The following is a 12,618-nucleotide window of genomic DNA, read 5'->3' on the forward strand; positions in this document are numbered from 1 at the left end:
CTCCGGGCATAGTACGCACCAGATACGGTGAATGTCCTTCCCGCCTCAGGACGTCTACTTCACCTCCAGACTAGGATGTTAGTTCTCGGTCGCGGTTCACCCCTACCCTGTTCCCGATAACCGGCTCTTCTTACTTCAGGCTGCTCGTCGTTTCAGGGCCCGACCGAGGCGGCGGAACTCGGTCAGGGCGGTTGGGACGTCTGCGATGACCGGGTTAATGACTGAAGGCGACTTCTGAAAACGACAGCGTCCCAGATTTGGACGGAGTGGCCCGGCAGACAGGTGTCACGCCAACTTCGCCTGAGCACCTACAAGTTCATCAATTCTGGCCATCAGCGGTTCGAGTCCTGCGGGGGCCAGATGTCCGTGCTCGTTTAATGTAGTCGAAGGCATGGAGTGACCCAAGGCCCGGCTGACCGACAGGATGTCGGCGCCTGCCTCGGAGAGCGCGATGGCAGCGAAAGTGTGTCGGAGCCCATGAACGTTCATGCGTGCGATTCGTTCGGATCGACCGTCATTCGCTCTGATTACGTCGAGGGTAAGGACATCGGACACATACCTCTTTCCGACCGGATGGCCGGACTTGCGGGGGCTTTCGAACAGAGGAGCTGATTCGGGACGTCCGTCGGAATGTTCAAGCAGCCAAGGCAGCATAACCTCAGGCACCGGGAGTCGTCGCCAACTGGCCCGGTCTTGGTAGTATCCGTGCCGGACCCCGAATTCCTTACCCAGAGCCTGTCGTCAATCAGAAGTCCGACAAGCAGTGAGCGGGCTTTCCGGAACCCACCCCCATAAGGCTCAGCACTCCTAGCAGAGCTTTGTCAGCAATCTTCGGGGTGGCATCAATTACTGGCATGAGCTCTTCGGAGGACCAATAGGGTCGCTCTACTGGTTGGGTCCCCGGGTAGGAGTCCGGTGACTGTGTGAGTTTCGCATCCGATAATGGATGCAGGAGGAAATTCACAGATTATGGCACGTAGACATACCCCGGATCAGGTCATCGCGAAAGTGCGTCAGGGCCAGAAGATGCTCAACGACGGACGACCGATGATCGAGGTCATCAAAGAGTTACAGGTGACCGAGGCGACCTGGTATCGGTGGCTGCAGCAGTACGGGTCCGAGAAGAACGCCACCCAGGCCAAGGCCGTCAAGGACCTCGAGAAGGAGAACGCGCGACTGAAGAAGCTGTTAGCTGATCAGGTCCTGGCCAATGACATTTTGAATGAGGTGGCGCGGGGAAAATTCTGAGCCCCGAACCACGTCACCGCGCCGTTCGTATGGCGCAGGAGAAGTTCGGGGCGTCCGAGAGGTTCGCCTGCAAGGTGTTGGGGCAGAACTGGTCAGCGCTGCGCAAAGGCCGACCCGTGGTCAGCTTTGAAGAGGCACAGTTGCGCTCTGATCTGCGCGCTGTTGCCGGCAACTATCCGGCGTGGGGGTGGCGCAAGGCGCGCTGGCGCCTGCTCGAGCAACCGCAGTGGGACGGCGTGGCGCTGAACAAGAAGCGTGTGCGCCGGCTGTGGCGGGCCGAAGGACTCACGTGCAAGCCCAAGGCGCGCAAGAAGCGCCGCACCGGTCCCGGCGCCGGCGAGCACAAGCGCCTGCGGGCCGAGTACCCGATGCATGTGGTCAGCTTCGATTTCCAATCCGATGTGACTTCGTGCGGTCGGCATATCCGGTTCTTCAACGTGATCGATGAATACACCCGTACCGCCCTGGCTATCATCCCGAGACGGTCCTTCACCTCCAACGATGTGGTCGCGGCACTGGAGGACATCATCGCCGAAACCGGCATCGTGCCGACCTATGTGCGCTCGGACAATGGTCCGGAGTTCACCGCGGCCGCGCTGATCGATTGGTGTGCCACTGCCGGGGTGGAGACCGCGTTCATCGATCCGGGATCGCCCTGGCAGAACGGGTTCGCCGAATCATTCAACGCCCAATTCAGGAGGGAACAACTCGCCGGAGAAATCATGGACACGATGGCCGAGGCGAAATACTTGGCCGACGAATGGAAAGAGATCTACAATAATGAACGGCCCCACGGATCCCTCGACGGACTGACACCGTCAAGACACTGGGAACGCTGGACCGCAGAGAACCAATTAGCTATCGCATAGCCGCTGGACTGCTAACGGGGGCCCAACCACTACGTGGCCAAGAGAAACGACGATCCCTTCGGTAAGATCGGCGTCAATGAGCCTGTCTTGGACACCTCGTTTGAAAGCACCGCGGAAGATTTCGACCTGTTTTTTCCTTGACAAGGCAGCTAAGCCACGGCGGCGCGACCAAATCTCGATCTCCGTAGTATCAAGGGTCGACACCACGCGGTCACCGAACGCGTCACGGACAGAGCGGGCGTGGTGACGGTCAGTGCTGATCGTGTTAGGAGAGCTGCCAGGGTCTGCCTTCGCAGCCAGCTGGCGGCCCAAAAGGGTGCCAACGGTAATCGAGTTTAAACGCACGGCGTGGGCCATGGGCAGGCCAATTTGATTAGCGTCATCCTGGTACGCCTGGGCCTTCTGATGTTCTCTGTACGACTGCTTGCGCGGCCCGGCATGAAGCGTTGCCGGAAGAACCTGTTCATCCGCTCCACCATGCCTTTGGACTCCGGATCCCGCGGTGGAAGCAATCGAACTTCCAAACCCAGAGACCCAGCGAAAGCGGCCACTGGCTCCGTGGGCTGGCGACGGCCGATACCGGATTCGTTATCCCACAACAGGCGCGCCGGGACCGCTTGCGCGTGCTGGATCAGTGCCCACATCCCGCCAAGTAAGTCAGGGGTTGTCCGGGAGGGCAGCCTCCGGGCCTGGATGAATCCCGAGAACGCCGAAGTCATCACCAGCACCGGCGGCGTATCGTGCTGGCCCTCGCCTACGGGCAACGGCTCATGCGGGAACCACAAATCGCATTGGATCTGGAAGCCCGGTAAGTGGACCAGCCGGTCCGCGGGGTCCCGCGGCGCGTACTCAGGCTGCAGCGCGGCGACCTTCGACCGGAACAGTGACGACGAACCCGACCATCCCACCCGCTCCGCGAGCGTCGATGCTGGCATCGTCGGTGTCTTCACCAACAACTCCCGCACCCTCGGTGCGAACGCGTCGAAACTCGACACCCCGGACGCCCGCTGATACTTCGGCACCCGATCCGATGCCAACGCCCGATCCACTGTTCCGCGGGAAACCCCCACGATCCTGCCGATCTCACGCTTCGAGTGCTGACCCGTCGAAAACAGGTGGCGTATCTTCGCCCAATCATCCAAATTTGATCACCTTCCATCATGGTCGGTGGCCCTATTTTGAGTTGGCGTTCCTGCCCCAACTTTGGGCTGGCGTCAACATTCACGTGAGTACGACCCACCTGCCGATGAGTTTTACCGAAAGCAGAACTACATCCCGGCTGGGGGAAGCGCGGGACACTATAGCCACTTGATGGGACGGCACCTGGTTTAGTGGCGAAATCGTGTACTTCAGAGAATCTCTTGATCCCCACTTGTGGAAGTGTCGCCTCCATTGCTGGGATAAGCGAGTCTTCCTCCTAGAGCAGGAATCAAGGGTCACATGTCAGCGGCCATGAAAAACTGCCCATAGGCGGCCACGGAATTGCCCACTGATGGCCAGTAAAACTGCCCGCCGGTGGCCATGGGATCTGCCCACTTCTTTACTGGATTGACCGCGCTTGCGCGGCGGGAGCCTCTTCCCGGGGTTTGATGACGGTGTCTAGTCGCACCAAAGTCGCCCGGGAAGAGGCCCAATTGAAGTCTGACGGAGAAATCATGGAAATACTTGCTGCTTATGATCTGACCGGGTCGTTGCGCGCTGCCGCGGAGCTTACGGGCTGTTCGCATCACACGGTCGCCCGGCACGTTGAGGCCCGTGACGCGGGCCAGCCAATGGCCGAGCCGGTCTACCGGGGCCGTGTCACTGATGCGTTCCTGCCCAAGATCGAGGAATGGGTTGAGGCCTCCAAGGGCAAGATCCGCGCCGACAAAGCCCACGACAAACTCCGGGCGCTGGGCTATGAGGGTTCGGAACGCTCGACCCGCCGTGCTGTCGCCCAGGTGCGGGCGGCGTGGCGGCTGGGTCATGTCCGGGTGCACCGGCCCTGGATCACCGAGCCGGGGATGTGGCTTCAGTACGATTTCGGCGACGGCCCCCTGATCGAGGGGAGGAAGACCGTGTTGTTCGTGGCATGGCTGGCGTGGTCGCGGTTCAGGATCGTGATCGCTTTGCGGGATCGGACGGCGCCGAGTGTGTTCGCGGCATTGGACCGTACCTTCCGTGTCCTGGGCGGCGCGCCGACCTATGTCCTGACCGATAACGAGAAGACGGTGACGGTGTCCCATGTTGCCGGGGTCCCGGTGCGTAACCAGCAGACCGTGGACTTCGCCCGCCACTACGGTGTGACAGTGTTGACCTGCCAGCCGGCGGATCCTGCCTCCAAGGGCGGCGTGGAGGCATCGGTGAGGGTCGCTAAAGCCGACATCGTCCCCAAAGACACGAATCTGCGGGCCGAATACGCCTCCTTCGCGGAGATCGAAGCGGCGTGCCAAGTGTTCATGGACGAGGTCAACCATCGTGAGCACCGTGCCACCCGCCGCAAACCAGCGGTGATGCTAGCCGAGGAAGCACCCCGGCTGCACCGGATCCCGGACACCGCGCACACGGTCGCGTTCGGGCTCTCCCGGACGGTGCCGGAGAACACGCCGATGGTCACCTTCGAAAACGGCCAGTACTCCGTCCCGGCAGCCCTGCTCGGCGCGCGCGTATTCGTGCGCAGCCACGGCGCCGGACCCGGTGAGCAGGTCATCATCGTCCATCACGGCAGCGCCGGCCCGGTGGAAATCGCCCGGCACCAGCGGGCCCGCCCGGGCAGCCCCGCGATCAACGACGCCCACTTCCCTGATCACCGGCCGAAGATCCCAGGCGATTACGCGGTCAAGGCCCGCAGCGCCGCGGAGGCGGAGTTCCTTGGCATCGGGGACGGCGCCCGCGCGTGGCTGCTCGAAGCCGCCGCGGCGGGCACGGCGCGGATGAACGTGAAGATGGCCGAAGCGGTGGCCTTGGCGAAGATCGCCGGGCAGGCCGACGTCGATCAGGCGTTGGGGACCGCGGCCGTCCATGGCCGCTTCGCGCACAAAGACCTGGCCTCAATCCTGACCGCCGGGGGCGCCCGCACCACGACCCACGCCGCGGACGAAACCCGGTCCTTGACCCAGGGCACGGCCGGGTGGGCGGCCATCGGACGTCCCCCCGGTGCCGGCCGTGGTGAGACCGGACTGGAGGAAAGCGCATGAGCCCGGTCCCGGTCACCGCGCCCGTCCTGCCGGCGGACCTGGAGGCGCTGATGCGGCAGCTGAAGATGCCCTACGCGCGGGCTCTGGCACCGGAGTTGATCGCGACCGCCCGTGCGCAACGCTGGGAACCGGCCGAGGTCATCAAGGCCCTCTTCACCGAGGAAGTCGCTGGCCGGTCCCGGTCCATGCTCGCCACCAGGCGTAAAGCCGCAGGGTTCCCGACCGGGAAGACCTTCGGCACCTGGGATCCCGCCGCGTCCTCAGTCCCGCTACCGACGCAGCAGGCGCTGCGGACACTGGAATGGATCGGGCGCAAGGAAAACGTTGTCATTTGCGGGCCCTCCGGCACCGGGAAAACGTTCTTCCTTGAAGCCCTCGGGCAGCAGGCCGTCGAGGCCGGCATGCGTGTGGCATGGTTCCGCCTTGAAGACCTCGGCGCGCTGATGCGCGCGCACCGCTCCGACGACAGCGTCACGAAAGTGGTCGCCAGGATCCTGCGCGCGGATTTAGTGGTGGTCGATGACATAGGGCTCCTGCCTGTCGGGACCGATGCCGCCGAGGGCCTCTACCGCCTTGTTGACGCAGCCTATGAGAAACGCTCCATCGCGGTCTCCTCGAATCTGCATCCCGCGGGCTTCGACGAGCTCATGCCCAAAACCCTCGCCACCGCGACGGTCGACCGGCTGCTGCACCACGCACACGTCTGCCAAACCACCGGGGAATCGATCCGCCTCAGCCAAGCCCTGGCCGGACAAGGAGTCACGCCAATGAGCTAAACAAATCCCGAACATGGCCAACGCCGCCGAATACCCGGTGGGCAGATCCAATGGCCATGACCGGGCAGTTTTCATGGCCACCAGCGGGCAGTAATGCTGGCCGCCCGTGGGCAGCTTTAACTGGCCCTTGACAGTCACACAGCATACGGTGACGATTGTGTGCCCGCACCGCGCCCCAGTTGCTCTTGAGGCTGAGAAGCAATCCATGCCAGTAGAAAGAACAACTCAATCACCGAGAAGAGTGAACTGTTCACGCATACGTGTATACCCCCGGATAGAATCAGCTCAACCCGGCTCGCGATGGAGCCCCGGTTGATCCAAAGGGGAAGTATTAATGGTCGAATACTGGTGGGCTAGCCAAAACGCGAATTACCCGAAGGTCATCGAATTGGGGACCCTTTGGACTTGTCCGCGAGAAAATGGAAGCGTCGATAGCAGCCGGGGCATGATCAAATCCCTGAAGCCCGGGGACATTGTCTTTCATCACTACAAAAGCTATCTGCGGGCTGTAAGCCGAGTGACGGAGTCATGGGTACCCTGGGTGCGCCCGGAGGGATACCCCAAGGTCTACATGAAGGAAGGCGACGACGGCTGGCTTGTCACTGTTGACCCGATCCGAACCGACTTCATGCTGCACTACGAGCGTGTTGCTGAGCTTATTCGGATAGGTGCCGAAGCCCCATTGAACATCCTGGGCCGGCCACAGCAGAAATACCTATCCGCGCTTTCGGAAGAAGACGGACTGGCACTATTGACCGAGCTCGATCTACCGGCTTCGGGTCCCAACACTCAGGGTCTCTTCGGTCGTCCGGACGAATACTGGGGCGGTGGGGAAACCAATGAGATGTCCTTGGGTGAAGTACGGCGGGAGCAGTCGGACCTGCGCCGTCATCTGCTACAGGGTCGGACTGTAGCGCCCTGCTCGCTCTGCGGTGAGGCGCGGCCCTCCCGACTGCTGATCGCTGGCCACATCAAGCCGCGCAGCAAATGCACTGAGGGAGAACGTAAGGACTTCCGATCAGTGGCCATGCTCGTCTGCAGCCTGGGCTGCGACGCGCTGTTCGGCTGGGGATACATCATCGTGGATCCTACTGGTCGTGTGTGCCCCGGGATCCGCGCTGAAACCAAGGAGGTCCAAGCGGCAGTTGATCTGCTTGTTGGCAAGTCGTGCACTGTCCACAACGAGCACACGGCACCAAACTTCGCTGCTCACGCGGACCTGACAGCAGTACATTCGTAAAGCAGGCAGCGGGCAACTCTCGCTACTATTCGTTTCATAGGCCGAGGAACCGGGTCGCGATGACCCTTTCCTCCTTTACCCACCGTTCGAAGCGTTCCGTCTGAGTTGACTCGGTGCCACCAAGATCACGGCAGCGCACCCCAAGTGTGGGGCACGAATCTAAATTCCATCAGTCTCCATAAAAAAGAGGGCCTAGACAACCGAATCTGCCTCGGGGGTATGCTCAAACCATAGAATGTCAGCCCGACCCAGGCCATTGTCATGCGCTCGAAAGCATCAGCAGGGACCGCTAAATGGCCCAGGCTGTTTGATCGGGAAAGCCCTGTGCGCGACAAAACGCGCTGAGAGGATTAGAACGTCCGCGTCGCGTCCGAGGGTATCGACGCTTCGCGCGATACTCTCAACAGATTCGGCATTGCTGCAGAAGAACCGGAAAGGAGCCCTTGTGGACCTTGTAGGCATTATTAACCGCGGCTCAGAAGTTGTTCTGGAGAACAATGCCGCGAACCATCTGCGACGCTGCGCTGAGGCTCTCGTTAGTGCGGCCTCTGCATACGAAGGTTTCGGCGTAGTGGCGGCCAGTCCTCAGGCTGAGCGAGTCCTCGGGGCCGCGATGATGCTGGCTCCGAAGATGCACGGGTACAGTGATGGCCCCTCCATTGTCTTTGACATTAATTACGCGAGCGGGACCCTTCTGGCCCGCGCGGCGCGACGGTTGCGGGACCGTGGAAACGCCTCACCGCTGATCGGCATCGTCCTCAATCCTTTGATCGACGCAAACACCGAGATCGTTGTCACCGAGCTTGATTGCGTACACGTAGAGTCCAGGAGAGCTCTCCTAAGGCAGAAGGACCAGTGCGGCGTAGACCGCGTCGCGATATTTGGGCGCGGATAAAGTCGCCGCAGTAGCTTCCAATTCCACTTTCTTCTTCCCTGCAAGCGTCGCGAGCCCTTGAGCGTCTTTGGCCTCCACCCGGACGTCGGCGAACTCGTGCAGGACGAAGAGAAGGGCGCCCTCAGCGTGAGCCCGGTGGAATCCTGCGCGGTTCCTACGCGCAACTGGGGATGCGCCTGCAGTCTTTATCGCGACGGCTCCGAAAGTCAGTCCCGGAAGCCGTCCTTGGAGAAGCCGAGCCAGGTTAACCGCCTGTCGGCCGGGCTCGGTCTCCATCGTTTTGACGGTGAAGCTTTCGACTAAGGCTGGACCGGAAGGTAAAAGCTCGACAGCGGCAACGTGGATCTTCGGACTCCCAGCGGCGGGATCAACGGAGATTCCCAACGTGCGCATACGCAGACCTTATCCTTTGGTATGTGAACCTGTCGAAGATTGTCCCCGGAACAACAATAGGCGACCGCTATGAGGTATTGGGGTACCTCGGTGGCGGGGCTGGAGGTTCTGTCTACGAGGCGCACGACCGACACCTCGATGCTGTGGTCGCGTTGAAGCTGCTCATTCCGGAAGAGGAAGGCACGGCAGGACCCTGGCGAGAAGCCCAACTGCTTCAACACCTCAAGTCGCGGTTCCTACTCGACGTGCTGAACGCCGACGTGGAAATCAACAGCGACATCCGGTTCATCGTCACTCCGGTCATGAGTGGTGGCGATCTCGAAGGAATCGCCGAACCGCACGGGTTGCGGCCGTCAAAGGCAGCTGATCTGATTCAACAGATCGCCTCCGGGCTTGACCGCATCCATCGGGCTGGAATGGTTCATCGGGACGTCAAGCCTAGCAACGCCCTAGTAGGGAGCGACGAGGCAGTTCTGGGTGACTTGGGCTTCTGCCACAACCTCGATGCCGAAGGAACAGCGCCACCAAACGGAACCTTTTGCACGGTTGCCCCCGAGGTACTCGGGCGGAATGGCAGATGCTCGCCAGCCACCGATGTTTACTCCCTTGCAGCGACGGCGTTCTATCTTCTCAGCGGGGAGTACCCGGTGGATCACCGGATTTCGAAGCAAGCACAGATGGATCTGATCGTCGCCGGCTCAATTCGAGAGCTCCGCACCGTAGCCCCGCATGTGTCGCGAGCCGTCGGGTCCGTCGTTCGGAAATCGCTCAACCCAGAACCGACATTGCGCCACCTGACCGCTACAGAATTCGGCAATTCCTTGGTGGGGGCAGTCCACGGCAGCCGGGATTGGTACCGCGTTAGGCATACTGGGCACTTACACTGCCTTTTGGGAGTGAGGCAGGGTTCTAAGCAGGAAGTTGCTGTCTGTTGCACGCAAATCGGCAACCAGCTGATCAAAGTCGGTGCGCGAATGGTGACAAGCGGACGTAGAGTTCCGAACAAGCCGGACATTTGCGTCTCCCCGGGGGAACTAACCGTGACGTTGCAGCAGCTGACAGCGAGCCTCTGATATTAAAGCCCACCGCTCGGCAGTGCTCGGACGTCAAAGTGTCAAGCAAACCTTCAGCAGTCCCGGAGTCCACTCGTTGGACTCGGCGACGAGGGCACGCAACTCCTTCACGAACTGTCCCTGATTGGGGTGGGTTGTGCCTTCGCCTTCTTCCACGCGGACCCAGTCTTCGAACCGCTTGTAGATGAACTGGAAGGTTACGAAAATCATGAAGTCCTGAGCGTGGGTCACCCAGAACCGCCGGGTTCTCTTGTCAACGGGTGTCCGGCAGATCGGTGATCTCTTCGGTATAGCAACGATGCAATAGACGGGTGTGACGGCTCTGTCCTGAGATGGAAGCCTTCTGCAACATCCTGGTCGTTACGACAGCACGGGATGAGGTTGACGGAGTCTCCTCGCACGCCGTGACGGAACGTTGTGATCGATAGTCCCTCATCCAGCAACTCAAGGATGGTGGTAGCCGTTTCCCGTTGGACAGACCCCGCGATGACCATAAGCACCTGAGATTCATTCACTGTCTCTGGTAGCGGGTGGCCAAAGTGCCGTTGGAATGCCCCGACCAGAGCGGTCTTCAGCTGGCCGTCAGCGACAAGACGAATGATTCTCTCTCTGTCCAACTGCTTGATCGAGCGACGATAGCCGAGAATCTGCGTAATGGTGTCAGAAGCAGCTAAATCCCACTTCAGCTCGATGATGTAGATAACACCGGCCGAATTGATAGCGAGCAGATCGACGAGTCGTCCCCCTGTTCTCACCTCCTTGCCAATGACCAGCAAATCCAGTCCGGTAGGGGACAGATCAGCGAGTAAATATTCTTGTAGGTCCCTGTGGGACTGGATCCCGGTGCGCCCGCTGTGTGCGCTCATTACAAGTGGTCCTATTCTTCGTCTAGTACCGAGCCGGATCCAGCTTGGGACATAAGTCCGCGTCAGACGCACGCTGGGCGCACCGAGCACATCGGACTACCAAATCCCGGAAGATCATTGGGCACACCGGGCATACCGAGCCCAACACCGATTGGTACCAGTGTGGACCATTTCGGTACCACCCCAAATCGTTGCCGCGGTTTGCAATGGCAACCCCGGATCAATCTCTTGAGGAAAAATTCCCCTGACTTGGGAAAATAAAGGAGCCAGACGTCTTAGACGTCTGGCTCCTTTGTAACTACATTCGGTGGAGGAGCGGGGACTCGAACCCCGAACCCCCTGCTTACAAAGAAGTGGACGTCCGGCCGGACGTCCACTTCTCTATGCTGTGGCACCTACTGCGGGTCGAGTTCGCCCTCGCACAGGCTCCGGACGACGTCGGTCAGGACGTGCAGGCCCGTGACGATGTCCTGGTCAGTGGTGTACTCGTGTTCGTTGTGGGAGATGCCTTCGACCGACGGGACGAAGAGCATGACGGTCGGAACGATGTCCTTCATGTTGGTGGAGTCGTGTCCGGCCAGGGTCTTCACCCGGGCGTGGGTGACTCCGCGGTTGGCGGCGATCTTTTCCGCGAGGGCGACGCCTTCGGTTTGGTAGGGCGTGACCGGCCAGCAGTGGGAGCCGATCTTCTCGATCTTGACCTGAGCGGAGCGTTCGATCTGTTCGATGCGTTCGTGCAGCATGCGGTCTGCTTCCTGAAGGAGCGCCTCGTCGGCTGAGCGCAGGTCGAGCATGAGATTTACGCGTGACGGTACGACGACGGGTGAGTTGGGGTAGACGTCCAGCTGGCCAACCGAGGTGTGGACGGCACCGTCCGGGAAGTGGTCGGCGATCTCCCGTGCTGCGACGACGAGCAGGGAGGCGCCGAGGAGGGCGTCATGCCGGTCAGCAATGACGGTGGAACCGGTGTGGGCCTGTACTCCGTGAACCACGAACTCGTACTTGTTGGCAGCCCAGTTGGAATCGACGACCCCAATTGCGATGCCGTCACGTTCCATGCTGCGGCCTTGCTCGATGTGGATCTCAGCGCAGTAGGCTGACTCCGGCCCGACACCTTCACCAAGTGCGCGGGTCGATACCAGCGCCTCCCGGACGGTGATGCCCGCCGGGTCAGTGGTGGCCAGCGCCGCGTCGACAGTCATTTTTCCGGTGTAGACGGAGCTGCCCATCATCGACGGCTTGAAGCGGGCTCCCTCCTCGTTGAACCAGTTCACGACCGCGAGGTTGTACCGGTGGCGGACCCCGCTGGTCTTCCATTCAGCTGCGAGGCGGAACGCGGCGTGAGCTGCCGCGAGAACACCATAAGCACCGTCATACCGGCCAGCGGTCGGCTGGGAATCGAGGTGTGAGCCAACGACGACGTAGGGCTTGCCAGCCTCGAGTTCCAGCAAGCCGAACTGGTTGCCGATCTGGTCGAAGCTGGCGGTGAATCCACTATCAGTCAGTAACTGGGTGAACCAGGCGCGCTGTTCCCCGTCTGCACTGGATCCGGCCTGGCGATCCACCCCTCCCCCCGCGGTGGCACCGAAGGTGCTTAGCGTCGCGAAGTCTCTCAGGAACATAGCATCCGCCCCCTTGAACTGGGAGGGGTCGGTTTCGGGTACGGCGCCGTTGTTCATAGAGCGGATCCTTTGTCTATTTAGAGGCTTTATTCAATACTGGCAAGGTAGCGTTGAATTGGGGCTGGCAGAGGCCAACCGTTTCCAGAGTGCACGCTGTGTGCCTGCACAACTGCTTGCGCCCCGCAATCTCGAGGACCCCGAACGGGACTGCCCCCGGTTTTGTTGACTCCCTGACGTAGCGAACTGAGGCTCGTGGAAGGATGTTGACCATGCCGACGGCTTATGGGGCGGAGTTCCGCCAGTATGTTATTGATGTGGCCCGGAAGGGTGAGACGACGTTGGCGCAGATCGCGAATGGTTTCGGGCTCTCGGTCACGCCGTTGAAGCGCTGGCTTGTCATTTATGCACCCCGCTATCGGCTCTACATCGTGGGTACTAGTCCGGCGAAACTCGACTTTCA

Annotated in this window: 11 protein-coding genes, 1 tRNA gene and 1 pseudogene; 8 read left to right on the forward strand and 5 right to left on the reverse strand. The window is 60.9% G+C overall.

The window, feature by feature from the left end; translation table 11 throughout:
* Positions 1 to 285 precede the first annotated feature (285 nt).
* The gene (locus H4V95_RS19030; protein ID WP_209730993.1) at positions 286 to 654 is read right to left on the reverse strand and encodes a tyrosine-type recombinase/integrase; all 369 of its coding nucleotides are present in this window, start codon (positions 652 to 654) and stop codon (positions 286 to 288) included.
* 315 nt (positions 655 to 969) lie between these two features.
* On the opposite strand from H4V95_RS19030, the gene H4V95_RS15435 reads away from it, so the two are divergent.
* The 7 genes from H4V95_RS15435 to H4V95_RS15465 all read left to right on the forward strand — a co-directional run bounded on the left by H4V95_RS15435 (position 970) and on the right by H4V95_RS15465 (position 9,670).
* A protein-coding gene (locus H4V95_RS15435; RefSeq protein ID WP_209730994.1) for an IS3 family transposase occupies positions 970 to 2,117 on the forward strand; the annotation gives its coding sequence in 2 pieces (ribosomal slippage) (positions 970 to 1,234 and positions 1,234 to 2,117; 1,149 coding nt in all).
* A gap of 693 nt (positions 2,118 to 2,810) precedes the next feature.
* Positions 2,811 to 3,128 carry a hypothetical protein gene (locus tag H4V95_RS18495; protein WP_245346332.1) on the forward strand — a complete coding sequence of 106 codons (318 nt, stop codon included), beginning with the start codon at positions 2,811 to 2,813 and terminating at the stop codon, positions 3,126 to 3,128.
* A gap of 623 nt (positions 3,129 to 3,751) precedes the next feature.
* Complete coding sequence (istA, locus tag H4V95_RS15445) at positions 3,752 to 5,293, forward strand: IS21 family transposase (protein WP_209730995.1); 1,542 nt, start codon at positions 3,752 to 3,754, stop codon at positions 5,291 to 5,293.
* A complete protein-coding gene (gene istB / locus H4V95_RS15450; protein ID WP_209728298.1) occupies positions 5,290 to 6,069 on the forward strand; it encodes an IS21-like element helper ATPase IstB in 780 nt (259 codons plus the stop codon). Before istA ends, istB begins: the two co-directional genes overlap by 4 nt.
* A gap of 334 nt (positions 6,070 to 6,403) precedes the next feature.
* A complete protein-coding gene (locus tag H4V95_RS15455; RefSeq protein WP_209730996.1) occupies positions 6,404 to 7,309 on the forward strand; it encodes an HNH endonuclease signature motif containing protein in 906 nt (301 codons plus the stop codon).
* Between the two features lie 415 nt (positions 7,310 to 7,724).
* Positions 7,725 to 8,204 (forward strand): hypothetical protein, encoded by a 480-nt coding sequence (locus tag H4V95_RS15460; protein WP_209730997.1) that lies wholly within the window; start codon positions 7,725 to 7,727, stop codon positions 8,202 to 8,204.
* A gap of 416 nt (positions 8,205 to 8,620) precedes the next feature.
* Positions 8,621 to 9,670, forward strand: a complete 1,050-nt coding sequence (locus H4V95_RS15465; protein ID WP_209730998.1) for a serine/threonine-protein kinase — start codon at positions 8,621 to 8,623, stop codon at positions 9,668 to 9,670.
* A 33-nt stretch (positions 9,671 to 9,703) separates the two neighbouring features.
* On the opposite strand, the gene H4V95_RS15470 is transcribed toward H4V95_RS15465, so the two are convergent.
* The 4 genes from H4V95_RS15470 to H4V95_RS15485 form a co-directional block, all read right to left on the reverse strand.
* Complete coding sequence (locus H4V95_RS15470; protein WP_209730999.1) at positions 9,704 to 9,880, reverse strand: hypothetical protein; 177 nt, start codon at positions 9,878 to 9,880, stop codon at positions 9,704 to 9,706.
* 17 nt (positions 9,881 to 9,897) lie between these two features.
* On the reverse strand, positions 9,898 to 10,536 hold the full coding sequence (locus tag H4V95_RS15475; RefSeq protein WP_209731000.1) for a hypothetical protein: 639 nt from the start codon (positions 10,534 to 10,536) through the stop codon (positions 9,898 to 9,900).
* A 308-nt stretch (positions 10,537 to 10,844) separates the two neighbouring features.
* Positions 10,845 to 10,918: transfer RNA gene (locus tag H4V95_RS15480), tRNA-Thr, on the reverse strand.
* Between the two features lie 13 nt (positions 10,919 to 10,931).
* Positions 10,932 to 12,215: a M20 family metallo-hydrolase gene (locus tag H4V95_RS15485; RefSeq protein ID WP_209731001.1), complete on the reverse strand. Its 1,284-nt coding sequence runs from the start codon at positions 12,213 to 12,215 to the stop codon at positions 10,932 to 10,934.
* Positions 12,216 to 12,427: 212 nt separating this feature from the next.
* Here H4V95_RS15485 and H4V95_RS15490 point away from each other — a divergent pair.
* A pseudogene (locus H4V95_RS15490) lies at positions 12,428 to 12,604 on the forward strand (IS3 family transposase); the annotation flags it as partial.
* Between the last annotated feature and the right edge of the window lie 14 nt (positions 12,605 to 12,618).

The organism is Arthrobacter sp. CAN_C5, assembly GCF_017875735.1.
GTDB lineage: Bacteria > Actinomycetota > Actinomycetes > Actinomycetales > Micrococcaceae > Arthrobacter_D.

Bases quoted from the DNA above. Each gene is read 5' to 3' on its own strand.
- H4V95_RS19030 (WP_209730993.1), bottom strand. From the start codon at position 654: ATGCTGCCTTGGCTGCTTGAACATTCCGACGGACGTCCCGAATCAGCT.
- H4V95_RS18495 (WP_245346332.1), top strand. From the start codon at position 2,811: ATGAATCCCGAGAACGCCGAAGTCATCACCAGCACCGGCGGCGTATCG.
- istB (WP_209728298.1), top strand. From the start codon at position 5,290: ATGAGCCCGGTCCCGGTCACCGCGCCCGTCCTGCCGGCGGACCTGGAG.
- H4V95_RS15455 (WP_209730996.1), top strand. From the start codon at position 6,404: ATGGTCGAATACTGGTGGGCTAGCCAAAACGCGAATTACCCGAAGGTC.
- H4V95_RS15470 (WP_209730999.1), bottom strand. From the start codon at position 9,880: ATGATTTTCGTAACCTTCCAGTTCATCTACAAGCGGTTCGAAGACTGG.
- H4V95_RS15475 (WP_209731000.1), bottom strand. From the start codon at position 10,536: ATGAGCGCACACAGCGGGCGCACCGGGATCCAGTCCCACAGGGACCTA.
- H4V95_RS15485 (WP_209731001.1), bottom strand. From the start codon at position 12,215: ATGAACAACGGCGCCGTACCCGAAACCGACCCCTCCCAGTTCAAGGGG.